Annotated in this window: 24 protein-coding genes; 16 read left to right on the top strand and 8 right to left on the bottom strand. The window is 71.0% G+C overall.

Translation table 11 applies throughout. The annotated features are described in order from the left end of the window. The first annotated feature begins 224 nt into the window (after positions 1-224). From gvpJ to QNA09_RS03670, 4 genes are all read left to right on the top strand, one after another. A complete protein-coding gene (gene gvpJ / locus QNA09_RS03685) occupies positions 225-635 on the top strand; it encodes a gas vesicle protein GvpJ (protein WP_119699470.1) in 411 nt (136 codons plus the stop codon). A gap of 105 nt (positions 636-740) precedes the next feature. Further along, positions 741-2117 (top strand): TrkH family potassium uptake protein, encoded by a 1377-nt coding sequence (locus QNA09_RS03680; protein ID WP_119699469.1) that lies wholly within the window; start codon positions 741-743, stop codon positions 2115-2117. Further along, complete coding sequence (locus QNA09_RS03675) at positions 2110-2775, top strand: TrkA family potassium uptake protein (RefSeq protein WP_225222243.1); 666 nt, start codon at positions 2110-2112, stop codon at positions 2773-2775. The genes QNA09_RS03680 and QNA09_RS03675 overlap by 8 nt, the downstream gene beginning before the upstream one ends. 98 nt (positions 2776-2873) lie before the next feature. Beyond that, entirely contained in the window at positions 2874-3944 is a 1071-nt protein-coding gene (locus QNA09_RS03670) for a TrkA family potassium uptake protein (protein WP_010593935.1), read from the top strand. Positions 3945-3954: 10 nt separating this feature from the next. Here QNA09_RS03670 and QNA09_RS03665 read toward each other — a convergent pair whose 3' ends face one another. From QNA09_RS03665 to QNA09_RS03655, 3 genes are all read right to left on the bottom strand, one after another. After that, positions 3955-4824 carry an oxidoreductase gene (locus QNA09_RS03665; RefSeq protein ID WP_026137799.1) on the bottom strand — a complete coding sequence of 290 codons (870 nt, stop codon included), beginning with the start codon at positions 4822-4824 and terminating at the stop codon, positions 3955-3957. A gap of 176 nt (positions 4825-5000) precedes the next feature. Continuing rightward, positions 5001-5879: an oxidoreductase gene (locus tag QNA09_RS03660; protein ID WP_048772385.1), complete on the bottom strand. Its 879-nt coding sequence runs from the start codon at positions 5877-5879 to the stop codon at positions 5001-5003. Further along, the gene (locus QNA09_RS03655) at positions 5872-6873 is read right to left on the bottom strand and encodes an alpha/beta hydrolase family protein (protein WP_225222242.1); all 1002 of its coding nucleotides are present in this window, start codon (positions 6871-6873) and stop codon (positions 5872-5874) included. The genes QNA09_RS03660 and QNA09_RS03655 overlap by 8 nt, the downstream gene beginning before the upstream one ends. A 130-nt stretch (positions 6874-7003) precedes the next feature. Between QNA09_RS03655 and QNA09_RS03650 the strand changes: the two genes are divergently transcribed. Together QNA09_RS03650 and QNA09_RS03645 are read left to right on the top strand one after the other, a co-directional pair. Then, a complete protein-coding gene (locus tag QNA09_RS03650) occupies positions 7004-7903 on the top strand; it encodes a universal stress protein (protein WP_010593930.1) in 900 nt (299 codons plus the stop codon). Further along, the gene (locus tag QNA09_RS03645; protein WP_017680876.1) at positions 7870-9078 is read left to right on the top strand and encodes a site-2 protease family protein; all 1209 of its coding nucleotides are present in this window, start codon (positions 7870-7872) and stop codon (positions 9076-9078) included. The genes QNA09_RS03650 and QNA09_RS03645 overlap by 34 nt, the downstream gene beginning before the upstream one ends. A gap of 3 nt (positions 9079-9081) precedes the next feature. Here QNA09_RS03645 and QNA09_RS03640 read toward each other — a convergent pair whose 3' ends face one another. Next, the gene (locus QNA09_RS03640) at positions 9082-9942 is read right to left on the bottom strand and encodes a universal stress protein (protein WP_017680877.1); all 861 of its coding nucleotides are present in this window, start codon (positions 9940-9942) and stop codon (positions 9082-9084) included. Positions 9943-10039: 97 nt separating this feature from the next. Between QNA09_RS03640 and QNA09_RS03635 the strand changes: the two genes are divergently transcribed. Then, positions 10040-10960 carry a pseudouridine synthase gene (locus QNA09_RS03635; protein ID WP_017680878.1) on the top strand — a complete coding sequence of 307 codons (921 nt, stop codon included), beginning with the start codon at positions 10040-10042 and terminating at the stop codon, positions 10958-10960. A gap of 29 nt (positions 10961-10989) precedes the next feature. Beyond that, positions 10990-11496 carry an SRPBCC domain-containing protein gene (locus tag QNA09_RS03630; RefSeq protein ID WP_003936463.1) on the top strand — a complete coding sequence of 169 codons (507 nt, stop codon included), beginning with the start codon at positions 10990-10992 and terminating at the stop codon, positions 11494-11496. Positions 11497-11511: 15 nt separating this feature from the next. On the opposite strand, the gene QNA09_RS03625 is transcribed toward QNA09_RS03630, so the two are convergent. Next, positions 11512-12519, bottom strand: a complete 1008-nt coding sequence (locus tag QNA09_RS03625) for a hypothetical protein (RefSeq protein ID WP_010593924.1) — start codon at positions 12517-12519, stop codon at positions 11512-11514. Next, the gene (locus QNA09_RS03620; RefSeq protein WP_026137801.1) at positions 12509-13042 is read right to left on the bottom strand and encodes a flavodoxin domain-containing protein; all 534 of its coding nucleotides are present in this window, start codon (positions 13040-13042) and stop codon (positions 12509-12511) included. Before QNA09_RS03620 ends, QNA09_RS03625 begins: the two co-directional genes overlap by 11 nt. A gap of 227 nt (positions 13043-13269) precedes the next feature. On the opposite strand from QNA09_RS03620, the gene QNA09_RS03615 reads away from it, so the two are divergent. The 3 genes from QNA09_RS03615 (at position 13270) to QNA09_RS03605 (ending at position 16864) form a co-directional block, all read left to right on the top strand. Further along, the gene (locus QNA09_RS03615; RefSeq protein WP_119699468.1) at positions 13270-14796 is read left to right on the top strand and encodes a CYTH and CHAD domain-containing protein; all 1527 of its coding nucleotides are present in this window, start codon (positions 13270-13272) and stop codon (positions 14794-14796) included. Positions 14797-14898: 102 nt separating this feature from the next. Beyond that, entirely contained in the window at positions 14899-15918 is a 1020-nt protein-coding gene (locus QNA09_RS03610) for a zinc-binding alcohol dehydrogenase family protein (RefSeq protein WP_119700273.1), read from the top strand. 52 nt (positions 15919-15970) lie between these two features. Continuing rightward, positions 15971-16864, top strand: a complete 894-nt coding sequence (locus tag QNA09_RS03605) for a universal stress protein (RefSeq protein ID WP_010593920.1) — start codon at positions 15971-15973, stop codon at positions 16862-16864. A gap of 39 nt (positions 16865-16903) precedes the next feature. On the opposite strand, the gene QNA09_RS03600 is transcribed toward QNA09_RS03605, so the two are convergent. Next, positions 16904-17629: a VIT family protein gene (locus QNA09_RS03600; RefSeq protein WP_010593919.1), complete on the bottom strand. Its 726-nt coding sequence runs from the start codon at positions 17627-17629 to the stop codon at positions 16904-16906. Between the two features lie 52 nt (positions 17630-17681). Then, positions 17682-19163, bottom strand: coding sequence for an AAA family ATPase (locus tag QNA09_RS03595; protein ID WP_119699467.1), 1482 nt, complete (start codon positions 19161-19163; stop codon positions 17682-17684). A 170-nt stretch (positions 19164-19333) separates the two neighbouring features. Here QNA09_RS03595 and QNA09_RS03590 point away from each other — a divergent pair, with 170 nt between their 5' ends. The 5 genes from QNA09_RS03590 to QNA09_RS03570 all read left to right on the top strand — a co-directional run bounded on the left by QNA09_RS03590 (position 19334) and on the right by QNA09_RS03570 (position 26044). Further along, positions 19334-21685 carry a glycerol-3-phosphate 1-O-acyltransferase gene (locus QNA09_RS03590; RefSeq protein WP_059174885.1) on the top strand — a complete coding sequence of 784 codons (2352 nt, stop codon included), beginning with the start codon at positions 19334-19336 and terminating at the stop codon, positions 21683-21685. Then, on the top strand, positions 21682-23109 hold the full coding sequence (locus QNA09_RS03585) for an HAD-IB family hydrolase (protein WP_010593915.1): 1428 nt from the start codon (positions 21682-21684) through the stop codon (positions 23107-23109). Before QNA09_RS03590 ends, QNA09_RS03585 begins: the two co-directional genes overlap by 4 nt. After that, the gene (locus QNA09_RS03580; protein ID WP_208643865.1) at positions 23106-24269 is read left to right on the top strand and encodes a YbhN family protein; all 1164 of its coding nucleotides are present in this window, start codon (positions 23106-23108) and stop codon (positions 24267-24269) included. Before QNA09_RS03585 ends, QNA09_RS03580 begins: the two co-directional genes overlap by 4 nt. 99 nt (positions 24270-24368) lie before the next feature. Further along, on the top strand, positions 24369-25910 hold the full coding sequence (locus tag QNA09_RS03575) for a sodium-dependent transporter (RefSeq protein ID WP_064065859.1): 1542 nt from the start codon (positions 24369-24371) through the stop codon (positions 25908-25910). Continuing rightward, positions 25907-26044, top strand: coding sequence for a methionine/alanine import family NSS transporter small subunit (locus tag QNA09_RS03570; protein ID WP_017680887.1), 138 nt, complete (start codon positions 25907-25909; stop codon positions 26042-26044). The genes QNA09_RS03575 and QNA09_RS03570 overlap by 4 nt, the downstream gene beginning before the upstream one ends. The last annotated feature ends 158 nt before the right edge of the window (positions 26045-26202 follow it).

Genomic DNA, 26202 nt, shown 5'->3' with positions numbered 1-26202 from the left:
GGAGACGTCGAGGCCGGGCTCCCGGATCCGGCCTGCGACGACGCTATCAACAAACCGGTCGAACGGTATCTGTTTTGCTCGACTTTGACCGCACTTCCGTCGACGGGCGGGTTTCGACCGGGGGGTGCGCGGCTATAGCCCTTGTACGCGCACCGCCCCAGGAGTGCTCTCCCCGCGCGACCGGCGGCACGCGAACCGCCGAGCGACAGCAAGGAGCGCGGATCATGACCATCCAATCCGGAGGCGGAGGCGGCGGCGGCACGATGGCGAGGCCGAACTCGTCCGGCCTCGCCGACGTCATCGACACCATTCTCGACAAGGGCCTCGTCATCGACGCATTCGTCCGCGTCTCGCTCGTGGGCATCGAGATCATCACCATCGACGCCCGGGTGGTGGTGGCGAGCGTGGACACCTACCTGCGTTTCGCCGAGGCGGTCAACAGGCTCGAGATCTCCACCACCGAGCCGAAAGGCCTGACGGACATCGTCGGCGGCCCGGCCGGGAAACTCACCGAGAAGGCCGCCGCGCACAAGACGAGAGGCGCCCTGGACTCCGCGGACGAACGGGTCAGCGGCCTGCTCGCCGGCGGTCAGGACGAACGCGAGGCGGCGCCACGCCGGTCCCGGGACGGGTGACGTTCGTCGGCGGCGGCCGGTGGCACGAGCCGGCGGCGGGAGCCCGAATTCCGGTCATCTCTACCCGGTTCCCCGGCGACCCGGAGCGGGTCTAGTCTCCTCCGGGTGAGAACACCCGCCGGCGCATCCGCGCCGTCCCTGCTGCGGCGACTGGCGGCGCGGGCGACCCTGACCCCGGTCAGGGTCGTGGCGCTGAGCTTCGCCGCAGCGATCGCCGTCGGCACGGCCGCGCTCCTCACCCCCGCGGCGCGCCGGCCCGACGCCGCGGCCTCCGTCGTCGACGCCCTGTTCACCGCCACCTCGGCGATGTGCCTGACCGGGCTGGTCGTCGTCGACACGCCCACCCACTGGTCCGGTTTCGGCCAGGGCGTCATCCTCGCCCTGATCCAGGCCGGGGGGTTCGGGATCATGACCATGGCCTCGCTCGTGGGCCTGCTGCTCGCGAACCGGATCGGCCTCAAGGCCCGACTGAACACCGCCGCCGAGGCGCGTGCATCCGGACTCGGCGACGTCCGCTCGGTCGTCGTCGGCGTCGTGCGGATGAGCGTGCTCATCGAAGCGGTCACTGCGGTGGCGCTCGCAGCGCGGTTCGCGCTCGGCTACGAGGAACCACCCCTGCGGGCGGTGTGGCTGGGGGTGTTCCACTCCGTCTCGGCGTTCAACAACGCCGGCTTTGCCCTCTACAGCAACAACATGATCGGCTTCGCCGAAGATCCCTGGATCTGTGTGCCGCTCATGATCGCGGTGATCCTCGGCGGAATCGGGTTCCCGGTCCTGTTCGAAGTGACCCGGCACCTACGGGGCCGCAGCACTCGATGGAGCCTGCACACCCGGCTGACCGTGACCGTCACCGCGGTGCTGCTGGTGGTGGGACCCGCGCTCGTGCTGATCCTCGAATGGACCCGCACCCTGCAGCACTACCACTTCGGCCAGAAGTTGCTCGTCGCCACGTTCCAGGGCGTCATGCCCCGCACGGCCGGGTTCAACAGCGTCGACTACGCGCAGGTGGACGACGCGACGCTGCTCGTGACCGACGTGCTGATGTTCATCGGCGGCGGCAGCGGCGGCACCGCAGGCGGGATCAAGGTGACCACCTTCGTGCTGCTGCTGTTCGTCATCGCGGCCGAGGCCCGTGGTGAGCGTTCGGTGACCGTGTTCGACCGGCGCATCGACACCCGGGTGCAGCGCCAGGCGCTGTCGGTAGCGTTGATCGGCGTCGGTCTGGTGGCGGTGCCGACCATCGTCCTGCTCGCCGGCACCGGATTCGATCTCGACGTGCTGCTGTTCGAGGTCACCTCCGCGTTCGCCACGGTCGGGCTGTCCACGGGAATCACCGCTCAGCTTCCGGCCTGGGGACAGCTCGTCCTGGTACTGCTGATGTACCTCGGCCGGATCGGCTCGATCACCCTGGTCAGCGCCCTCGCCGCCCGCGAACGCGGACGGCGCTACGAACTTCCCACCGAAAGGCCCTTCATTGGCTAGGAAACCTGCCTCCGACGTCGTGGTCGTGCTCGGACTCGGCCGCTTCGGCAAATCACTGGCGCTGGAGTTGATGGCCCAGGGCACGGAAGTGCTCGGCATCGACTCGAGCGAGGCGGTCGTGCAGAAGGTCGCCCACCGCCTCACCCATGCCGTGGTCGCCGACACCACCGACGAGGAATCGCTGCGGCAACTGTCGGTGCACGAGTACGGGCGCGCCGTCGTGGGCATCGGTTCCGACCTCGAGGCCAGCCTGCTGACGGCCTCGGCGTTGATCAACATGGCGGTGCCGAACGTGTGGGCCAAGGCCATCAGCAACGCGCACGCGAAGATCCTCAGCCAGATCGGCGTGCACCACGTCGTCCGGCCCGAACACGACATGGGCAAGCGCGTCGCCCACCTGGTCCGCGGCCGGATGATGGACTACATCGAGTTCGACGACGGTTTCGCGATGGTCAAGACCACCCCGCCCGCATTCGCGATCGGCCGGCGTCTCGGCGACACCGCCGTCCGCTCCGATTTCGGTGTCACCGTCGTGGCGATCAAACGCCCCGGCGAAGGCTTCACCTACGCCACCGCCGACACCGTGCTCGCTCCGGGCGACACCATCATCGTCTCCGGCCAGGTCCGCAACACCGAGCGCTTCAGCGAACTGACCTGACGGCCGTCGGAACGACGTAGGCTGCTGACGATGTCTCCGACAGCGCACCAGGCGCCCCCGGGCCCCCGGCCGGGCCGCGGCACCGAACGAAGCCGGCCGTGCCCGGTAGCACGCTCCGGGCCCGGTTCAGCCGCTCCGACACCCTGACCGAGCGACCCGATTTCACACTGGTGGGCATCCTGCGGGTGCCGCAGTTGCAGACCAGTCCGGGCCGCGCGATCGTGCGCCGAATCGGGTACGCCCTGATCGCCCTGACCCTGGTGGTGCTCGTCGTCTACCTGGACCGCGACGGCTACTCCGACAACCAGGACAACGAGCTGTCGCTGCTGGACTGCATCTACTACGCGACAGTATCGCTCTCGACCACCGGCTACGGCGACATCACTCCCATCACGCCCGCGGCCCGTCTGGTCAACGTCCTGGTCATCACCCCGCTTCGGATCTTCTTCCTCATCATCCTGGTCGGCACCACCCTCTCCGCCCTGACCGAGAGTTCCCGGCAAACCTTCCGCATCCAACGCTGGCGACACGGGGTGCGCAACCACACTGTGGTCGTCGGCTACGGCACCAAGGGCCGCACCGCGGTCGATGCGATGCTCGGCGACGGCGCCGCGCCCTCGGACATCGTCGTCGTCGACACCGACCCGGTGGTGCTCGACGCCGCCAACGGCCGGGGCCTGGTCACCGTGCAGGGCTCGGCGACCAAATCGGATGTGCTGCGTCTGGCCGGGGTGCCGCACTGCAACTCGATCGTCGTCGCCGCCAACCGCGACGACTCCGCTGTACTCGTCACCCTCACCGCCCGCGAACTCGCCCCCGCCGCCAAGATCGTCGTGGCCATCCGCGAATCGGAGAACACCCACCTGCTGCGCCAGTCGGGCGCCGACACGGTGGTGATCTCGTCCGAGACGGCGGGCCGGTTGCTCGGAGCCGCCACCATCACCCCGAACGTCGTGGAAATGATCGAGGATCTGCTCACTCCGGAGGAAGGCTTCGCGATCGCCGAACGCGACGTCGAAGCCGACGAGGTCGGCGACTCACCGCGGCACCTGCCGGATATCGTCCTGGGCATCGAACGCAACGGCCGCCTGCTGCGTGTCGGGTCCCCGGAGGTGGAGACGGTCATGACCGGCGACCGGTTGCTCTACATCCGGCGCGTCTCGGACTGACGTGCTGCCGCTATCCGGCGGGCGCGCACAGCTTCGCCGACAGCTCCCAGAGCCCACGGGCGACAGCCTCGTCGTGCGAGCGGGAGTTGGATTCGACACGCTCGGGACTGCCGCGCATCTCGAACAGTCCGCCCGGCCCGTAGTACCCGCCGGGTTCGACGCCGGGCGCGGTGGCCGCATACAGCAGTGGTAGCGCGCCGGTCTGGGCGGACTGCCCCACCAGCTTGTTCGCCACGCCCAGGAACAGGTCCTGGATCGACTCGGTGTGCGACTGCAGGTTCGTCGACGAGTACCCCGGGTGGGCGGCCACCGCCACGACCGCGGACCGCCGCTCGGTGAGCCTGCGCTGCAGCTCCTGGGTGAACAGCAGGTTGGCCAGCTTCGACTGCCCGTACGCCAGCCACCGGTCGTAGCGGCGGTACACCCAGTTCAGGTCGTCGAGGTCGATGCGACCGATCCGGTGCATGGTGCTCGACATCGTCACCACGCGGTCCGTGACGCGGTCGAGGAGCAGGTCGGTGAGGGCGAAGTGGCCGAGGTGGTTGGTCCCGATCTGCATCTCGAATCCGTCGACGGTGCGACGCAGCGGCACCGCCATCACACCTGCGTTGTTGACCAGCACGTCGACCTCGTCGATACCCGCTGCGAACTCCCGCACCGACGCCAGGTCGGCCAGATCGAGGCGCCGGACCTGCGCGGCGGGCCCGATCTCCCGGGCGACGGCCTCGCCCGCGGCCACGTTCCGGCACGCCAGCACCACCCGCGCCCCCGCGGCCCCGAGGGCACGGGCGGCCACCGCGCCCAGCCCGCTGTTCGCGCCGGTCACCACGAAGGTGCGGCCGTCCTGCTTCGGGATGTCGCGTGTGGTCCAAGCCGTCATGTCGGCCACCCTACGGTGAGCGGACTACGCGGGGGAAGGAACGCGTCCCGGGTCGGCGCCCCGGCCGGACGCAGCGCGGCGCCCCCGGGACCGTGACCTTCCACCCCGACGGGTCACGACATCACGGCGTCCCCGTCGACGCCGCAGGCCGGCGCCGTTCGCTACAGGCGCGTTCGCTACAGGTCGAACCGCACGCCCGTGAGCTGCTCCGACAGCTCCCACAGTCGCCGGGCGGTCTCCGGATCCGCGGCGTGTCGGCTGTAGGCGGCCACGGTCGGCGGGCCGTACAACTCGAAGAAGCGGTCCGGTCCGATGTAGCCGCCGGTCACCTCCGGATCGGTGGCGGCGACCACGACGGATTCCGCACCCTCGGCGGGGGTGCGTCCGAGCACCTTCTTCCCGAGTCGGAACAGCTGGTCGAACCACGTCCCGGTGTGCGTGCCGACCTCGGTGGCCGCGTACCCCGGGTGCGCGGCCACGGCCTTCAGCGGCGAGCCGGCGGCCGCCAGCCGCCGGCCGAGTTCGAGGCTGAACATCAGGTTCGCCAGCTTGGACTCCGCGTACGCCAGGGAACGGCTGTAGTGCCGCCGGCGCTCCCAGTTCAGGTCGTCGAGGTGGATCCGGCCGAACCGGTGACTCGTGCTCGAGACCGTCACCACCCGATCGGTGAGCCGATCGAGCAGCAGCCCGGTCAGCGCGAAGTGCCCGAGGTGGTTGGTGCCCATCTGCATCTCGAAACCGTCCGCCGTGCGGCTCAGCGGCACGGCCATCACGCCCGCGTTGTTGACGAGCACGTCGGCGGTCTCGATGCCCGCCGCGAACTCCCGCACCGACGCCAGGTCGGCGAGATCGAGCCGTCGCACCTGCGCACGGGGACCGATCTCCGCCGCGACCGCTTCACCTCGGGCGACGTTCCGGCACGCGAGCACCACGTCGGCACCGGCGGCGCCGAGGGCCCGGGCGGTGGCCTCACCGAGGCCACTGTTCGCCCCGGTCACCACGAAGGCGCGGCCCTGCAGGACGCCCGGTGCCGGCGGGGAGAACCGTTCAGGCACCGATGGAGGACTTCATCATGGGCAGCATCGCCCACAGCTGGTCCTGCCAGTAGCCCCACGTGTGGGTACCGGCGGCCGGGAAATCGAAGTGGGCGGAGTTGATGCCCAACGTCGCCAACCGCACCTGGAACGCGCGGTTCTGCGCCAGGGCGAGCGCCTCGAGTCCCATCGCGTTGCCCGTGTTGAACACGCCGATCGCGGAGTTCGGCCGATCGTGCTGGCCGGGCAGGCCGCTGCCCGCGGAGATCCACATCGGCAGCCCCCGCATGCTGGGCGCGGCGACGAACGGATCGTTGCGCAGCCACGCCGAGTTCCACGGCGGGCCCCACATCGAGTCGGCGTTGTAGCCACCGGAGTCGAGCATCGCCAGGCGGATCGCCTCACGCATGCCCGGCGCGGACAGGTTCAGGTAACCGGACATCGAGCCGGCGAACCGGAACTGGTCCCGGTGATAGGCCGCGAGAATCAGCGCCGCGTTGCCGCCCATCGACAGACCCACGACGGCGTTGCTGGACCGGTCGATGCCGTACGTACCGGCGAGGAAGTCCGGCAGGTTCTCGGTGAGGAAGGACTCCCACTTGTAGGTGTAACGCTGACCGTTGAGGTTGCTCGGCGCATACCAGTCCGTGTAGAAGCTGGACTGGCCGCCCACCGGCATCACGACGTTGACGCCGTGGTCGGACAGCCACGCGGCGTTCGTCTCGTGCTCCCACCCGCTCACGTCGTCGGTGGCGCGCAGACCGTCGAGCAGATACATGGCCTTGTTGCTGCCGTTGTTCGCCAGCCAGATACGGACCTTGATCTGGCCGACACCGCCCGGCGCGGGCACCCAGTGCTCCCGCAGGCGGGAGTACGGGTCCGCCGACGCGGTGCCCGCGCCGGCGAAGGCCACGGCGAGCGGTAGCACGAGCGCCGCGATCAGGAATCGGACGAGCGCCCGAGCCCCCCGAGGTCCGGCCTTGGTTCTGGAAGTATGAGTCACACCAGGCTCCATCAGCACATCATGTATCAACAACAACTGGGGCCCCGACAGTTACGCAACAACACGGTAGAGGTCCACGTCGGCCCGTACGAGGCTTGCACATAATCGTTATCGAGCAAAGCCGAACCGAAAGGCAGACGCAATGAGCAGCGACCGCGGCAGGCCGCCCGTCACCGCCGGAATCGACGGCTCGGACGCCGCGAAACAGGCCGCCACCTGGGCCGCGGCCGTCGCCGAGCGGCTCGGCACGGACCTGCAGCTCGTCCACGCGCTGCCCGGCCCCCGGAATTATTTCAGTGACGCCGCGCTGCGCGCGCGGGCCGAATACAGCCAGCGTCTCGCCGAGTGGGGCCGCGAACTGCTCGACGACACCGCGGCCGAGCTGCGCCGGCAGCGCCCGCATCTCGAGGTGGTCACGACCGTCCACCCGGGCCCGGCCGATCTGGCGCTGCTCGAACACGGCGACCGCAGCCGGATGCTGGTGCTCGGCGCCACCGGCTCGGGTGCGCTCGGGTCGCTGCTCGCCGGTTCGACCGCGCTGCGCGTCGCCCACCGGTCCACGTGCCCGGTCGTCCTCTGGCGGGGCGATCCGGCACCCGAACCGGGCACGGACCGCCGGCCGGTGCTGGTCGGCATCGACGGCAGCGCGGACGCCGGCCCACTGGTCACCGCTGCGTTCGACATGGCGGCGGCGCTCGGGGTCGGCGTCCTCGCCGCCCACGCGTGGGGCGCCGGCGACGTCGCGGACCGCACCGCGGCGCTGGAGCTGATCGACTGGGCGGTCGTCGAGGCCGAAGAGACGGCCTTGCTGTCCGAGTGTCTCGCCGGGCAGCGCGAGCGGTACCCGGACGTGCCGGTCACCGAGATCGTCGAGCAGATCGGCGCCCGGCACCTGCTGCTGAGACTGGCGAAACGGGCCCAGCTGAGCGTCGTCGGCAGCCACGGCCGGGGCCTGCTCGGCGGCCTGCTCCTGGGCTCGACGAGTCAGGCGCTGCTGCACCACGCGCCGTGCCCGACCATGATCTGCCGACCGGGGGTCTGACGATGCTGCGCGGATCGGTCCGGCTCGGCCGGGTCGCGGGGATAGAGATCCGGGCCCACTGGTCGCTGCTCGCGACGCTCGGGCTGCTGTCGTGGCTGCTGGCCGCGACGATCCTGCCGGCGCGGATCAGCGGTCCGAGCACCACGCAGTTCTGGATCGCGGGCGTCGCCGCGGCGCTGGGCCTGCTGGTATCGCTGCTCGCCCACGAGCTTGCGCACTCGGTGGTGGCGGGCCGCTACGGAGTGGGGGTGGACGGGATCACCCTGTGGCTGCTCGGCGGGGTGTCCGAACTGCGCGACGAGCCGCCGAGCCCGAAGGCCGATCTGCGGATCGCGCTGGCCGGGCCGCTCGCGAGCGTCGTGATCGGCATCGTGGCGCTGGCGGCGGCCTCGTTCCTCGGTCCGCCCGTCCCGGCGCTGGTGACCGCGACGATCGGCTGGCTGGGCGCGACCAACCTGGTACTCGCCGTGTTCAACCTGCTGCCGGGTGCGCCGCTGGACGGTGGGCGGGTCGTGCGGGCGGTGTTGTGGCGCCGCACCGGCGACCGGCTCGCCGCCGCGAGCGGCGCCGCCCGCGCCGGCCGCGCGGTGGGGTTGGCGCTGATCGTGCTCGGCGCCGCCGAGACGCTCGCCCTCGGCAGCGCGGGCGGCCTGTGGATGATGCTCCTCGGCTGGTTCCTGCGGACCGCAGCCAACGCCGAGCTGGCGAACGCCTCGCTGGGGCACCAGCTCGGCGACACCCGGGTCGGTGACGTCATGACGGCGTCGCCGGTGACCGCACCCGGGAGTGCGAGCGTGGCGCAGCTCCTCACCGTCGCGGCCCGCGGCACGCACCACCGGGTGTTTCCTGTGGTCGACGACGGGAACCGGCCCATCGGCGTGGTGTCGCTGGCCGACCTGACCCCCGTCCCGGAGGGCGAGCGCACGGTCGTCACCGTCGCGGACCGGGCCCGGCCGCTGCCCGCGGCGGCGCGAGTACCGGCCGACGCCTCGCTCGCCGAGGTCGCGAGCCGGGTGCTGCTGCGGCCGGGGCTCGACCTCGTGGCCGTCGTGTCGGGAGACCGCCTCGTCGGCATCGTCACGGCAACCGACCTGGTGCGGGCCTGCGATCGCAGCGCCCTCGGCCTGCCCGTCCGCCGCACTCCGCCGCCGGACGAGCAGCCCCGGCCGGAGTAGTCCCTAGCTGCGCCGGACGACGAGCAGCGGGCACGGCGTCGTGTGCAGCAGTGCCCGGCTGGTCGAGCCGAGCAGCATGCCCTCGAAGCCGCCGCGGCCGCGGCTGCCGACGACCAGCAACCGGGCGTTCTCCGCCCGTTCGAGCAGGTGGCGCACGGGCCGGTCCCGCACCACGACCCGTTCCACCTCGACGTTCGGATAGTCCTGCGCGCGTCCGGCGAGGGACTCGGCCAGCACGACGCTCTCCTGCTGGTCGACGTCGTCCCACGTCGCTCCGGGCGTGCCGGCCACCACGTCGACGAGGTCACGGTCCGACCAGGCGTGCACCGCCACCAGCGGCGCCCCGTAGCGGTCGGCGGCCTCGAAAGCGACGTCGAGGGCGTGCAGGCTCGCCCGCGAACCGTCGACGCCGACCACGACGGGACCGTCCGCACCGCGTCCGGCCTCGTCGGGGCCGGGGATCACCGCGACGGGGCAGCGTGCATGCGCGACCACCGCCGAGGTCACCGATCCGACCAGACCGCCGGTGAACTCGCCGAGCCCACGTCGGCCGAGGACGAGCATCCGTGCCCGGCCGGAGTGCCCGAGCAGCGCCTGTGCGGCCACCAGACTCGACTGCTCGGTGCGGACGGACAGGTCCGGGTGCTCCCGCTGCACGGACTCGGCGGCGGACGCCAGGTTCCGTCGCGCGGTGAAGCGCAGTTCGTCGACGAACGGCGACGAGGCGCCGATTCCGCCGGCGTTCGCGCTGGAGACGAGCAGCAGCGGCACGTCCGTGGCGGCGGCCTCGGCGGCTGCCCACTGCAGCGCGGCGCGCGCGGGCGCCGATCCGTCGATACCGACCACGATCGGCGCATCGTCCATTGCCCGCTCCTCAGTCTCGTCCCGGTTGTTCCGACACCAGTGTCGCCATACCCCGGTCGCTGCGCGGACGGTTGACGGAAACAGTTACCGTGCGGGGGTGCGCCGCGCTCCGCTGCCCGTCCGCGACGGCCTGAATCCGACCCGCCTGCGGCTGCCCGACGGCGGCTCCTGGGCGACGGTGGCGGAGTTCCTGTCGGCGCGGTTCCCCGCCGACGTCGCACGCGTGCGGGAGAAGGTCGCAGGCGGCGAGGTCGTCGACGGCGCGGGCACGGCGATCACCGAGGACACCCCGTACGCGGCGGGCCGATTCGTGTACCTGTACCGCGATCCGCCGGTCGAGGAGCGGGTGCCGTTCGAGATCGACGTGCTGCACCGCGACGAGCACCTGCTGGTGGTGGACAAGCCGCATTTCCTGGCGACGACGCCGCGCGGGTCGTGGGTGGCCGAGACCGCGCTGGTGCGGTTGCGCCGCGAACTCGACCTGCCGGAACTGAGTCCGGCGCACCGGCTCGACAGGCTGACGGCGGGCGTGCTGGTGTTCACCGTCCACGCCGGCGCGCGCCGGGCCTACCAGTCGCTCTTCGATGCGCGGCGGGTGGACAAGGAGTACGAGGCCGTCGCGCGGCACGTGCCCGGTATGCGGTTTCCGCGGGAGGTGCGCAGCCGCATCGTCAAGGAACGGGGCGTGCTGCAGGCGCGTGAGGTGCCGGGCGAGGTCAATGCCCTCAGCCGGGTCGAGCTGCTCGACACGGACGCCGGCCTGGGCCGTTACCGCCTGCTGCCACGCACCGGCAAGACGCACCAGCTGCGCGTCCACATGAATTCCCTCGGTCTGCCGATCCTCGGCGACAACCTCTACCCGAACGCATACGACGTTGCGCCCCAAGACTATTCGAACCCCCTGCAGCTGCTGGCCCGCGCGGTGGAGTTCGACGATCCGTACACAGGTCGGCGGACCCGCTTCGTCAGCGCACGAAACCTGGCAGCATGGAGGCACAGCACACCAGGACCCCGTTGATCGCGCGGGCTCACGTCTTGGAGGACCCCATGGATAACGGCATCGTTTCGCGCACCTACGACGGTCGCGTCGCCCTGCGCTTCCAGCATGCCTTCGCCCATCCCCCGGACCGCGTATGGCGGGTCATCACCGACCCCGAGTATCTGCGCGCCTGGTTCCCGGCCCGAGTGGAACTGGATCTGACCCCCGGTGCCCAGCTCGTCTTCCATGCCACCGAGCAGCAGGCCGAGCGCCTCGGGCTGCCCGCCGACCACACCGCCACGGGCACCGTCATCGCCGTGCACCCCGGACGCATTCTCGAATACATGTGGGACGCCGAGGTGCTGCACTGGGAACTGGTGCCGGACGGTTCCGGCGGCTGCTGGCTGACGCTCACGCACACCGTCGAGGACGAGGACTCTGCCTACGCACACGGTGCCGACTGGCACGCCGGATTCGAGGTCCTCGAAGCCCAGCTGGAAGGTCGCGACGTGGACTGGTCACCGGGAGATCGTGCCCGGGAACTCGCCGAGATGTACCGCAACCCGTCCGACTGACCTGCCCGCCCGGGACTATCCGGCCCCTCCGCTCCGGTCGACGAAGACCTCGTCGACCGGACGCCGCGACGTGGTCGGCAGCCCGCGGGCGCTGCGTGCCCCCAGCCGGATCACCACCTGAGGGAATCCTGCGACCTCCCCGGTCCGTGCCGTCGCCGTGCGCACGATGCCCCGGCTGGCCTCGATCTCCGTCACGTGGGTGAGCGGGCACGTCGCCAAGTGCGCCGCGGTGGCTTCGAGCAGCACCGCAGACATCGCCTCCCCGGCCCGCAGCCAGTCGATCCGTTCGTCGCTCCGGGTGCTCAGGACCGCCAGCGCCGACGCGTCCACCTTCGGCTGCACGGTGTCCAAATTCCCTGCGCCCGTGGGAAATCGACGCGCAACGTCGACGTCCCCGGCGGCTTCGTCGTCGAGCAGTGCGGATGCCGGAACGCCGGTGTCGCCGGGTTCCGCGCGACCGGTCCACCAGGCCAGCTCCTGCCGGTAGGCGTCGTCGCCCTCGCGGATCGCCGTACTCAGTTCCGACGCCCGCGCGAGATCCGAGCGGGCACCGGCGTCGAGGATCGACAGCGATGCACCCTCCCGGCGGGCGGCGTTCTCCAGGTCCACCAGGCTCTCGCGCAGGGTCGTGGGCGCCGCGAACGGCCGCCGGTCGGTGTGCCGGGCGTCGATCGCGAGGGCGAGGGCTGCGTCACGGGCGTCGACCGTGTGCGGCCGGTCGAAGTCGAGCACGGCCAGCAGGTCCGGCCGCGACGGATCCGGAAGCCGGGTCACCGTGGGGATCCACGACGCGGCGGACAGCGCCACGCGGACGTGGTGCAGCGCCGCACCGCAGCCGAGGAGCAGCTGCCGGCCGCCGGGATCGGTGCGACCGAGCATCCGCTCGGCCACGGCATACAGTTCGAGTCGTCCGCCCGTCCACTCCCAGCGCCACGGCTGGCTGTTGTGCAGGGACGGCGCCCGGCACGCCGACTCGACCGCATCGCGGATCGTGGCGACGTCCGGCCGGATCTCAGTGACCATCGCTGTCTCTCCCCCAGCCGCTCGACTCGACCGCCTGCCGCCCCACGGACTCGACGATCTGCGCCGCCCAGTTTCCGATCGCGTCCCAGTCCCGGAAGTCCCCGGTACGCCCTCCGGTCATGCGGGCGACCACGCGTTCGCCGGCACCGAGGACCTCCGGATCCAGCTTCCCGGCGAACATCCGGTGTTCCCGCGCGCCGGTGCGCTCCGACGCGTGCGACGCGTCGTACGGCCTGTTCACGGGCCGGTCCTGATCGCCGATGGGGCCCGAGGAGAACAGGAAGACCGCGCGCTCCCGCAGGGCGCCGGCATGCCGATCGACGAAGGTCTTCGCGGGGTGCAGCCAGTGCCCGAGGTAGACGGCGCTGCCGAGGACCACCGCGTCGTAGCCGTCCACGGCGTCGACCTGCTCGGGGGCGACGACGTCGACGCGCGCTCCCTTGTCGCGCAGGGCGGCCGCGAGAGCCGTGGCGATCTCCGTGGTCGAGCCGTGCCTGCTCGCCGCCGTGACCAAAATCCTCATCTGCGTCCTCCCCGGCCCAGGTTATTCGATGATCGCCCGGCGGGCACGCGGTCGGCCAGAGTCGAAGGACCCGCGCACAGGCCCCGCAGCGGCGTCCGGCGGCGGGGGCGCTGCGCCGATCGCCGGCGACAGGCGCAGGGGGGCGACCGGGTGGCAGAGTGGTCTGACGGACGCCGCCGACGCGCGCGGAGAACACCAGGGAACCTGCCGGAACAGGAGTCGGACGCATGACCATGCCGCCCAGGATCGACACGGTCGAGGAATCGGAACGCAAGTACACGGTCGGGCACGGGCAGCAGCTGCCGGACCTGTCGGGTCTGCCCGGCGTCGACGCTCACCCCGAACCCGAACTGCAGCAGCTGTCCGCGCGGTACTACGACACCGACGACCTGCGGTTGCTGCGCGCCGGGATCACCCTGCGCCGCCGTGAGGGAGGGCACGACGCCGGCTGGCACACGAAGCTCCCCGCCGGCACCGACACCCGGACGGAGGTGCGCTTCCCGCTGGGCGACGACACCGACCGGCCCCCGGCCGAACTGCTCGCCCTGTTGCGCGGGGTGCGCCGTGCGCGTCCCGTCACGCTCGCGGCGGCGCTGAACACGCAGCGGTGGCGCCATCGCCTGATCGACGAGGAGGGCCGGGTCCTCGCGGAAGTCGTCGTCGACGACGTCTCGGCGACGCGGGAGGAGGGCAGCGAACCGCAGCAATGGCGCGAGATCGAGGTCGAGCTCGCGTCGGGCGGCACCGAGCTGCTCGACGCCGTCGAGGAGCGGCTGACCGAAGCCGGAATCACGCGGGCACCGAGTCCTTCCAAGTTGCATCGGGCGCTGGCCGATCTGCTGCCGGCCGAGGAGCAGGTGCCCGGTCCGGCCGGACACCTGCGCGATTACCTGCGCGGCGAGCTGCGCACCCTCGAACTCGCCGAGATCGGCGTGCGCCGGGACGCTCCGGACTCCGTCCACAGCATGCGCAAGGCCCTGCGCCGGATCCGCAGCGCGCTGCAGACGTATGCGGGAACGTTCGCGATCGACGACGGCCTGGTCGAAGAACTGCGTTGGACGGGAAGGAAACTCAGCCCCTCGCGGGACCTGGAGGTGCAGTGGGAACGCCTCGTGGGCCGCATCGCGGAGGTGCCCGTGGAGGCGCAGCGTGAGGCCATCCGCGCCCGCGTCGACGAGTACTTCTCCGCCCGGTCGGACGCGGCGCGACTCGAGGCCGTCGCCGCCCTCGACTCGGACCGTTACGCGGCTCTGCTCGAGGCGCTCGACACACTGATCGACGGGCTCGCGGCGGGGACGGTCAGGTCCGGCGCCGGCCGGGAGGCACGGCAGGTCCGCCCGAAGGATCTCGACCGCGCGCTCGCGCGTCTCGCGAAGAAGGTCTCGCGCCGGGTGCGTCACGCCGGGGAGGCCGCGACGCACGTCGAGCGGGACGAACTCGTCCATCGGGCCCGCAAGGGCGCCAAGCGGATGCGCTACGCCATCGAGGTGCTGCGGCCGCTGCACCGCAAGCGCGCCGAACGCGCCCTCGATCACTTCGACGACTTCCAGGATCTGCTCGGCGAGTTCCAGGACTCGGTGGTCGCGCGCGAGCACCTGCTCGAGATGGTGTCCGAGCAGGAGCACACCGCCGAGTCGAGCTTCGGTCTCGGGGTCGTCTACCAGCGCGAACTCGAGGTCGGCGAGGAGCAGGTCGCGCACCTCGAACGTGCCTGGAAACGGGCGCGGCGAGCATCGAAACCCCTGTGGAGGTGAACCACCCGCGTCCGGGTCCTTCTCCCCTGGCCGACCACCGCCGCGAGGGGGCATGCTGAGCCCGGACGACGGAAGGAGACGCCCGTGAGCACCCACGGAGAGATGCGGGCATGGCGGGTCGACCGGCCGCGGCCCGCGGCGGAACACCCGCTGCGGCCGGTTCGGGAACCGATCCCCGAACCCGCTTCCGGGGAACTGCTGGTGCGAGTCCTCGCGTGCGGGGTGTGCCGGACCGACCTGCACGTGAGCGAGGGTGACCTGCCGGTGCACCGGCCGCACGTCGTCCCCGGCCACGAGATCGTCGGCGAGGTGGTCGGCGGCGACGTCGGCACACACCGGGTCGGCGGCGACGTCGGCACACACCGGGTCGGCGACCGGGTGGGCATCCCGTGGCTGCGCAGTACGTGCGGCCGGTGCCGGTACTGCCTGCGCGGGGACGAGAACCTGTGCCCGAACTCCACCTACACGGGCTGGGACGCGGACGGCGGATACGCCGAATATGCCACCGTCCCTGCCGCTTTCGCCCTCCCCCTGCCGTCCGGGTACTCGGACGCCGAACTCGCCCCGCTGCTGTGCGCCGGCATCATCGGCTATCGGGCTCTGGAGCGTGCCGAGGTTCCGGAAGGCGGCGTGCTCGGTCTGTACGGCTTCGGCGGCAGCGCCCACCTCGCCGCGCAGGTCGCTCTGGCCCGGGGTGCGCGCGTGCACGTCATGACCCGCGGCGAGACCGCCCGGCGGCTCGCTCTGGACCTCGGTGCGGCCTCGGCTCAGGGCGCATACGACGCGCCGCCCGAGCCGTTGAACTCGGCGATCCTGTTCGCCCCCGCCGGGGAACTGGTGCCCACCGCGCTCGCCGCACTGGACGCCGGCGGCACCCTCGCGGTCGCCGGCATCCACCTCAGCGACGTGCCGCCGCTGAACTATCAGCAGCATCTGTTCCGCGAACGGCAGGTGCGCAGCGTCACGGCCAACACCCGCTCCGACGCACGCGAATTCCTCGGCTTCGCGAACGAACACCACCTGCACGTCACCACCACCGCGTACGGGCTCGACCGGGCCGACCGCGCGCTCGAGGACCTGTCCGCGGGCCGTTTCGGCGGCGCGGCGGTCCTGGTTCCGTGAAACACTCGTCCTGCGCCCCGAGCGCGGAAGAACGCACCGAGAAGGAGAACGAATGAGCACACTTGCCAACCGGAATGCCGTCGTAGCGGGCGTGGACGGTTCCGCCGTCGCCACGAGTGCGGCCCGGTGGGCGGCCGCCCTCGCCGCGCGGCTGGGAGCGCCCCTGCACCTGGTGCACTCGCTGCCCAGTGAAGGGATCTTCTACAGCGAGGCCGCGGTGCTCATCCAGTCGCAGATGGTCGACCAGCTCCGGGAGGACGGCGAAGCGATCCTGGCGAGCGTCACCGACGTGATCCGCTCCGACCATCCGGATCTCGAGGTGCAGGGCTTCATGGGGCCGGGCCCCGCCGCCAACTCCCTGCTCGAGGCCGCCGAGGACGCCCGGCTCGTGGTGATGGGCGCCACCGGCGCCAACGCCGTGGAGAACTTCCTGCTCGGCTCGACCGTGCTGCGCGTGGCCAACCACGCCCCGTGCCCGGTGGTGGTGTGGCGCGGCGACACCGAACGTCCGCTGCCGGACACCCGTCCCATCGTCGTCGGCGTCGACGGCAGTGAGCTGTCGACGGCGGCGGTCGGGCACGCCTTCGAGTACGCAGCCCTGTTCGGTGTACCGCTGGTCGCGGTGCACTCGTGGATCGGCGACGCGGCACTCGGCGTCGGCACGGTCGCGACGCTGGTGGACTGGGAGGCGGTGGGCGAGTCCGAATCCGCGGTCCTGGCCGAGACTCTCGCCGGCTGGCACGAGAAGTTCCCCGACGTGGAGGTCCGCCGCGTCGTGGACCGGGGTCCCGTCGCCAAGGTGATCCTGCGGCAGCTCGAGGACGCGCAGCTCGTCGTGGTGGGCAGTCACGGTCGCAGCCAGTTCACCGGGGCGCTGCTCGGGTCGGTGAGCCAGAATCTGCTGCACAACGCGCCCTGCCCGATCATGATCAGCCGCAAGAAGTGACGACCGTCCGGTGCCGCCCGTCCCGGGGCGGCGCCGGGCTCAGGCCGTCGCGGTCCCGAATGCCAGACCCACCGCGTATGTCACGATCATCGCGAGCGCACCGCCGATCACGACGCGGGACATCGCCCGCCCGCGCCGCGCCCCACCGAGCCACGCGCTGACCGAGCCCGTCAGGGCCAGCGCCACGAGCACCGACACGAAGGTGACGGGAACCCGCAGGTCCGCCGGCGGCAGCACGATCACGAGCAGCGGCACGAGTGCGCCGACGGTGAACGCGACCGCCGACGAGAGCGCCGCGGCCCACGGATTCGCCAGCGCCCCGGGGTCGATACCGAGTTCGACCTCGGCGTGTGCAGACAGCGCGTCGCGCTCGGTCATCTCCTTCGCCGCGGTGCGCGCCGTCACCCTCGACATCCCCTTGCCTTCGAGCAGCGCGGTCAGCTCCTCGAGCTCGGCGTCCGGCATCTCCTCGAGCTCGCGGCGTTCCTTGTGCAGCAGCGCCCGCTCGGTGTCCCGCTGCGCGCTGACCGACACGTACTCCCCCAGGGCCATCGACACCGCACCCGCCGCGAGGCCGGCGAAACCCGCTGTGAGAATGGTCGATTCGTCGGTGGTGGCGGCAGCGACACCGACGACGAGACCGGCCGTGGAGACGATGCCGTCGTTCGCGCCCATGACGCCGGCGCGCAGCCAGTTCAGTTTCGCCGAGATGCCGCCGGAATGCGGTTCGACGTCGGCGTGGCTGAGCGAGGGATCGGTCGACATGCCCTCAGGCTAGGGCGATTCCACCCGTCGCGGTAGCAATGCGAGCCTGTCCTCACCACGGCCGGGGGCCGAGTTCCCGTTCGAGCCACGCGCCGTCGGGAAGGCTGTCGCCGCTCGTGTCCACGACGCGCGCCGTGGGCCATTCGTCGCGCACGTGGAGCTGGTCGTCCAGGACCGCGGGCGTGGCATCCGACGCGTCGCCGCCCCGCTCACGCCGGACCACGATGCGGCGGACCAGCACTGCCGGGTCCGCCCGGCACTCGATCTCGACGAGGTCGGCGGTCGCGGCGGCGGCGACCGCCCGCGCCGCCTCCCGCCGGGGCTCGGTGAGCCACGTCGCGTCCAGGACGACCGACTCGCCGTGACCGAGGGCGACGGCGGCGCGGCGCAGCAGCTCGTCGTAGGTCTCGTCGGTGTGGGCGGCGCTGTAGAGCCCGGCACCGACGGCGGCGGTGGCATCGGCGGTCGGGGCGAGACCGGCCAGTTCCTTTCGGACCACATCGCTGCGCAGCACGGTCGCGCCCAGGTGCTGCCCCGCCAGGTGCGCCACGGTCGTCTTGCCGGTGGCGGACAGACCCCCGACGACGACGAGCCGGACGCGGCCCCGATCGAGGTTGCGCCGGGTCTGGTCCAGCAGCGCGAGCGCGCTGCCCCGGGAGTGCTCGTCGCCCTGCTCGTGCCGCAGCGCGGCGACCTTCGCCCGGACCACGGCCCGGTACGCGATGTAGTGGTGCATCAGCGACGACGGGAACGCGTCGGCAGAGAACTCGGCGTAGGCGGGCAGCAGTTGCCGCGCCGCCGCCTCACCGCCGAGCCGTTCGAGGTCCATCGCGAGGAAGGCGATGTCGAGAGCGGCGTCGCCGTAGCGCAACCGGTCGTCGAACTCGAGACAGTCGATGATCCGGGGGCCGTCGTCGAGGCAGAAGATGTCGTCGGCGAGCAGATCCCCGTGCCCGTCGACGGCGCGCCCCGCGGCGATCCGCTCGTCGAGCAACCGCTCGCGGCCCGCGAGATAGCGGCCGGCCATGTCCCGGATCGCGGTGAGCAGGTCCGTCGCCTCCGCCCCGACGGGCAGCCGGTCGAGGTGATCCAGGCTCTCCCGCCACAGTCCGCCGAGGAACTGCGCCGTGGCACACTGGTCGATCGCCGGCTCGTGCGGCGACGCGGCGTGCAGGGCGGCGACCTGCCGCGCGACGGCGGTGACGACCGCGGCGACGGGCTCGCCGCGCTGCACCAGGGCGGCGAGGCGACGGTCGTCGGGCAACCGGCGCATCTCGACGAGGTGCTCGCACACCAGACCGTCGGGCCCGTGCACGTCGGCGACGCCGAGGTAGACGTCGGGGGCGAGACGCCGGTTGAGTTCGACCTCACGGTGGCAGGCCCGCTCCCGCGCCTGCCGGGTCCGGTTGTCGAGGAACCCGAGGTCGAGCGGCTTCTTGAGCTTGTGCACGCGGCCCCCGACGAAGAACACCACGGAGGTGTGGGTCTCCCGGATCGCCGCGTACGCCGGTTCGGATCGGTCGGTGCCGGTCACGGAGTTCCTCCCCGATGAAGCCTGTCGAACTTCGGTACGTTGCCCACCTTGCCTCAGCGTGGACCGGATCGCGCGCCGGCAGAAGTGCCGAAGGTCTCTCGTGTGGTTGCGCCGGAGCGGGCGGCCGATCCGCGGTACGTTTCATTCGGACTATCCGAGAATGGGGAGACATGAGCACGAACGGGCGGGACTCGGACATCGGCGGGCACCCGACGGTGGTTCTCACCGAGACGACGACACCGATCGAGCGCAGGTTGATCTCGCACTGGCTGCGGTCGGACGAGGTGCCGGCAGAGTACCGCGCGGACGGGCCGGTCGAGGAGATGGACCTCGACCCACGTCGTCTCGCGCAGGATCTCGTCGGCCGGGACGACGATCCCCTGGTGCTGCCCGTGGGAGTGGTGTGGTTGCCGGAGGCCCGCGACGGCGAGCGGCGGGTCCGGTTCTCCGACATCGTGGCGCTGACCAACCCGCGCAATCCGAACCGGTTCCTGCAGAAGTGGCTGGTCGGGCGTTCCCCCGACCGATTCCGGATCGTCCTCGCCGAGCCGGCACGGCTGAGCGAGTTGCGGTCCCGGCACCTCGCCGAGGACGGCGATCCGGCACCCGAGTCGTTCGCCCGGTTCGTGACCCACCGCGCGGTGGTGGGTCTCGATCGCGCCGAGCGGGCCGTCATCGGCGACCGGTACAAGGTGCCGAAGCTGGTGGCGGAGCAGATCATGGATTCGGCGTCGTTCCGGCGCCGGCTCGACGCGATCGGCACCGAGCACAACATCGCGCCCGAGGAGGTGCGGGCACGCGCGACCTCCGCGCTCGGGGAACTCGTCGCCGTCCAGTCCCGGCTGGTGACGGACCTGTTCACCGAGATGATGCGGCCGCTGCACTCCGCGGCGTGGACCGTGCACGCCGATGAAACGGGGCTGCGGAGTCTGCGCGACCTCAACCGCCGCTACCCGCTGGTGTTCCTGCCGTCGCACCGGTCCTACGCGGACGCCTTCGTGCTCGGCGACGTGCTGGCCCGGAACGACTTCCCGCGGAACCACCTCATGGGTGGCGCCAATCTGACGTTCTGGCCGATCGGTCCGATCGCCCGGCGCACCGGCACCGTGTTCATCCGTCGCAGCTTCGGTGACGACGCCGTGTACAAGGCGGCGCTGGAGGAGTACTTCGCATATCTGCTGACGAAACGGTTCAACCTGGAGTGGTACTTCGAGGGGGGCCGCACCCGCACCGGCAAACTCCGCTCGCCCCGCTACGGCCTGCTCAACTACGTCGCGAACGCGATCCGGGGCGGCCGGGTGGAGGACGCGATGCTCGTGCCGGTCTCCATCACCTACGAGGGGCTCGCCGAGGTCGCGGCCGTCGCGGCCGAACAGACCGGCGCCCAGAAGAAGCCCGAGGGTCTGGCCTGGCTGGCGAGGTACGCGCGCAACCAGCGCCGCCGCGCGGGCAACGTGTACGTGCGGTTCGGGGAACCGCTGTCGATGCGCTCGCAGCTCGCCGCGAGCGGGGACCCGGAGCTGTCCGGCGAACGCGCCGCGGACGAGACCGAATACACCGAGCGCAGCCGCAAGGCGCTGCAGAAGGTCGCGTTCGAGGTGGCCGTGGGCATCAACTGCCACACCCCGGTCACCGTGAACTGCCTGGTCACGCTCGCCCTGCTCGGTGTCCGGGACCGGGCGCTGACCCTCGACGAGGTGCGGGCGGTGATCGCACCGGTCCGCCGGTACATCGACGCCCGCGGGATACCGCAGGGCGAACTCGACGTCCTCGACGTCGAGGGCGGCCTGGAGAACGTCCTGTCCGCGCTGAGCGATGCCGGCGTCGTCACCACCTACGCCGGTGGGGACGAGCCGGTCTACTCGATCCAGCCCGGGCAGCACCTGGTCGCCGCGTTCTATCGCAACAGCGGCGTGCACTGGTTCGTCAACCGCGCCCTGATGGAGCTGGCGGTCCTCCACGCGCACGCCAATCCCGGCCTCGATCCGGTGCGGGCGGCGTGGGAGGAGGCCAAGGCGGTGCGCGACCTGCTCAAGTTCGAGTTCTTCTTCCCCGACCGGGACCGGTTCGAGGCCGACATGCGCGACGAGATCGCCCTGCTGATGCCGTCCTGGCGTGACGCCCTGCCGGATGTGGAGCTGGCGCTGACCGCGCTGCTCGAAACCGGGTTCTTCATGGCGCACCGCGCGCTGCGGTCCTTCTTGGACGCGCAGCTCGTCGTCGCCGAACGCCTTGCCCGGCGTGACCCGGCCCTGCAGGTCGACCGCAAGACGTTCCTGGACGAGTGCGTCGCCGTCGGCCGGCAGATGCTGCTGCAGGGCCGGCTGTTCGGGCCCGAGTCGGTCTCGTCGGAACTGTTCGCGACGGCGCTGCAGCTTGCCGCCAACCGCGGGCTGCTGGAACGTGGAGGCGACGAGATCCGGCAGCGACGGGAGGAGTTCGCGGCGCAGCTGCTCGCGGTGGGTGAGCGGGTCCGGCTCGCCGAATCTCTCGACGTATCCAACAGAAAGGCGGAGCGGTGATCCTCGAGGAAGCGCTCGAGCGGGTGCGAACCGGGCCGAAGGGTCCGGAGATCGCGGCGTTCTTCGATTTCGACGGCACGATCGTCCACGGCTTCTCCGGCCTGCACTTCTTCCGCGACCGGTTGCTCGCCGGGAAGGTCGGCGCCGCCGAACTCGCCGCCACCATGCTCAACGGTTTGCGTGGCCACGACACCGAGGCGGACTTCGAGCGGTTCGTCGCGGTGGCGTTCAAGGCGTGGGGCGGGCACACCGAGGACGAGCTGTACGAGATCGGGCGCCGGTTGTTCGCGTCCACGATCGCCGGCCACATCTATCCCGAGGCGTGGCAGCTCATCCGGGCGCACCAGGCGGCGGGGCACACGGTGGTGATCGCGTCCTCGGCGTCGCGCTACCAGATCCAGGCGACGGCGGATGCGCTCGGCGTCGAGCACGTCCTGTTCAGCCCGCTCGAGGTGCGCGACGGGGTGCTCACGGGTCGGGTGGACGGAAAGTCGTTGTGGCGCAGCGGCAAAGCGCAGGCCGTGGCGGCGTTCGCCGAGGCGAACAACATCGATCGCGAGCAGAGCTACACGTATTCCAACGGGGGCGAGGACGCCGACTTCCTCGCCACGATGGGCAATCCGACGCCGACCAACCCGGACCGGAACCTCGAGCGCACCGCCGCCGCGCAAGGCTGGCCGATCCTGCGATTCAGGCCGCGCGGAACGCCGGGCACCAAAGAGGTGGTCCGCACCCTCGCCGCGTACGGCGGCCTGTTCGGCTCGGTGTGGACCGGTGTCGGCCTCGGCCTGCTCAACCGCAACAAGAAGGTGGCGCTGGACTCGATCGCCACCCTGGCGGGCGAGGTCCCGCTGGCCCTCGCCGGCATCGATGTCGACATCCGGAACGAGGCCAACGCCTGGTCACAGCGTCCCGCGGTCTTCATCTTCAACCACCAGAGCCAGCTCGATCCGGTGATCATGGCGCGGGTGCTGCGGCACAGCTTCACCGGGGTCACGAAGAAGGAGATGGCGAGCGACCCGCTGTTCGGGCTGGTGCTCCGCTTCGTCGGGGCCGCGTTCGTGGACCGGGCCAACACCGAGCAGGCGAAGGCGGCACTCGGTCCCGTGGTCGACACACTGCGCGAGGGCACCTCGGTGATCATCGCGCCGGAGGGCACCCGCTCCCTGACCCCGGAGATCGGCCGGTTCAAGAAGGGCGCGTTCCACATCGCCATGCAGGCGGGCGTCCCGATCGTGCCGGTGGTGATCCGCAACGCCGGGGAGGTGCTGTGGAAGCACTCCACGGTACTGCGGCCGGGAACCGTCGACGTGGTGGTTCTCGACCCCATCGACGTGAGCGACTGGACGCTCGACGAGCTCGGCGCGCGGGTCGCGGAGGTGGAGGACCTGTACCGGAAGACGCTCGCGAATTGGCCCGCATGACCGATGCGGGTGAGAACGGGGACGCGGCCGTGGGAGAACACGACCGCACCCCGGGCCACGGCAACGGCAACGGCAACGGCAACGGCAACGGCAACGGCAACGGCAACGGCAACGGCAACGGCGGAATGTCGCCGACCCGGCGCCGGCGCCTCAAGTGGCTGCTCGGACTCGTGCTCGTCGTCGTCCTCACCGTCGAGGTCGTCCTCGTCTGGCCGGAGCTGAAGACCAGCGTCAGCAACCTCTCCGACCTGCGCTGGTGGTGGGTGGGCGCGGCAATCCTGGCCGCACTGACCGAGATGTCGAGCTTCGCGCGCGTGCAGCGCACCCTGCTGTCCGCGGCCGGGGTCACGGTGACGCAGCGCCAGTCCCTGTCGGTGGCGTACGCCGCGAACTCGATGAGCGTGACCCTGCCGGGCGGCCCGGTGGTGGCCACCACCTTCACGTACCGGCAGATGCGCAAGTGGGGGGCGAGCCCCGTCGTCTCCACCTGGCAGCTCGTGATGGCCGGTCTGCTGCAGGCGGCAGGACTGGCACTGCTCGGCATCGTGGGCGCGCTGCTCGTGGGCGCCACCACCAACCCGTTCTCGCTCATCTTCTCCCTCGGCGGGTTCGCGGCGTTCGTCGTGCTCGTGCAGTACGCGGCCAGCCGGCCCGATGCATTCGAATCGATCGGCATCATCGCGCTGCGCGGCGTCAACCGCCTGCGCAAGAAGCCGGCACAGGCCGGTGCCCGGGCCTGGAAACGCATCGTGGCTCAGCTGCGGGCGGTCCAACTCGACCGCACCCACGCCGCCCGGGCGTTCGGCTGGTCGCTGTTCAACTGGCTGTGCGACGGCGCGTGCCTCGCCTTCGCCGCGTACGCGATCGGCGGCAAGCCCAGCCTGGCCGGCATCGCCGTCGCATACGCCGCGGGGACCGCCGCCAGCCGCGCGATCCCCCTCCTGCCGGCCGGGCTCGGCGTGATGGACGCCGTGCTCGTGCCCGCGCTGACGGCCAGCGGAATGACCGGCGCGCAGGCCCTGTCCGCGGTCGTCGTGTACCGGCTGGTGAGCTTCCTGATGATCGCGGCCATCGGCTGGGTGATCTTCGCCCTGCGCTACCGCGGGGCCCCGCCGGACGAGGAACCGGGCCCCGAACTCGACAAGCTGTGGCAGGACTGAGCCCCGCTCCGACACGCCGTGCCCGTCCGCCCGGATCACCCACGGAGCAGGCCCGCGGGCGCTAGCGTCGACAGTCTGAAACCGAGGAAAGGTACGTCAGTGACTGAGGACGCAGCGGTGCGCACGAGAGAGGTCTGGTCCGGCCGGTCGGTGTTCATTCTCGCCGCCATCGGCTCGGCGGTCGGACTGGGCAACATCTGGCGCTTCCCGTACATCGCGTACGAGAACGGCGGCGGCGCATTCATCGTGCCGTATCTGGTGGCCCTGCTGACCGCGGGCATTCCCTTGCTGTTCGTCGACTACGCGATCGGGCACAAGTTCCGCGGGTCGCCGCCGCTGGCGTTCCACCGCCTCAAGCGCGCGACCGAGAGCCTCGGCTGGTGGCAGGTGGGCATCTGCTTCGTCATCGGCGTCTACTACGCGGTGATCATCGCGTGGGCGCTGCGCTACACGTTCTTCTCGGCGACCCGGGCGTGGGGTGACGACGCGGAAGCCTTCTTCCTGCAGGACTTCCTGCAGATGGATGCCGACGCCACGTTCGGCCTCGACTTCGTGCCGGGTGTGGCGTGGCCGCTGCTCGGGATCTGGGTCGTGGTGCTCGTCATCCTGGCGCTGGGGGTGCAGCGCGGCATCGGGGCCGCGAACCGGTTCTTCGTGCCGCTGCTGCTGCTGTTGTTCGCCGGCATGGTGGTGCGGGCGCTGACCCTCGACGGCGCCGCGACCGGTCTCGACGCGTTCTTCCGGCCCAACTGGTCGGCGCTCACGGACACCGGCGTGTGGATCGCCGCCTACGGCCAGATCTTCTTCTCGCTGTCCGTCGCCTTCGGCATCATGGTCACCTACTCGTCGTACCTCAAGCACCGGACCAACCTCACGGGCTCCGGTCTCGTCGTCGGCTTCTCCAACTCGAGCTTCGAGATCCTCGCCGGCATCGGGGTGTTCTCGGCGCTGGGCTTCATGGCGCAGGCGCAGGGCGTGGGTGTGGACGAGGTGGTGAGCGGCGGGATCGGCCTTGCGTTCATCGCGTTCCCGACGATCGTCTCGCAGATGCCCGGCGGTGCATTGTTCGGCCTGCTGTTCTTCGGCTCGCTCGTCTTCGCGGGTTTCACGTCGCTGATCAGCATCATCCAGGTGTGCGTATCGGCGGTCGAGGACAAGACCGGCCTTACCCGCGTGCCGGCGGTCCTGCTCGTCGGCAGCGTCGCGACGATCACGTCCGTTCTGCTGTTCCCGACCACCACCGGCCTGAACACCCTCGACGTCGTCGACCGCTTCGCCAACCAGTTCGGCATCGTCGGGGTCGCTCTCGCCACGCTCGTCGTGCTCGCATGGGGCTTGCGCCGGCTGCCCGAGCTGCAGGATCACCTGAACTCGGTGTCGTCGTTCAAGGTCGGCCTCCTCTGGCGGATCTTCGCCGGCGTCCTCACCCCGGTCGTGCTCGGGTACATGCTGATCAGCGAGATCGTGGACCGGATCGACGAAGGTTACGGCGACCTGCCCGACGCGCTCGTCGCCACCTTCGGATGGGGTGTGCAGGTGGCGGTGATCGTGATCGCGGTGGCGCTGTCGTTCGCCCCGTGGGGGTTGACGGACGCCGAGTTGGCGCACACCGAATCGACGGAAGCGGGAGAGAGACTGTGAGCGGATCTGCGATCGCGATGATGGTCGTCGCACTGGGGTTGGTGTGGGGCGGTCTCGCCGCCAGCCTGATGCATCTACGCCGGAATCCGGACGACACCTCGGGCCTGGAGTCGGCCGAACGCCCTCACGAGTGAAATGTCCGGTCTCGAACCGGACACGACTCGTTTCGTTTGCATAACACCACGCCGCGCCGGACTGGCCGGTCTGTTCTCGCTGTGTTCTGCTTGATCCCACCAACACCACGAGTCACACAGGTAACACGTGACTCGCAGGTCTCCGCCCCGGAGCCGTC

This window comes from Rhodococcus sp. AH-ZY2, assembly GCF_030916465.1.
Classification (GTDB): domain Bacteria; phylum Actinomycetota; class Actinomycetes; order Mycobacteriales; family Mycobacteriaceae; genus Rhodococcus; species Rhodococcus ruber.
This window is presented reverse-complemented; position numbering and strand designations above follow the sequence as displayed.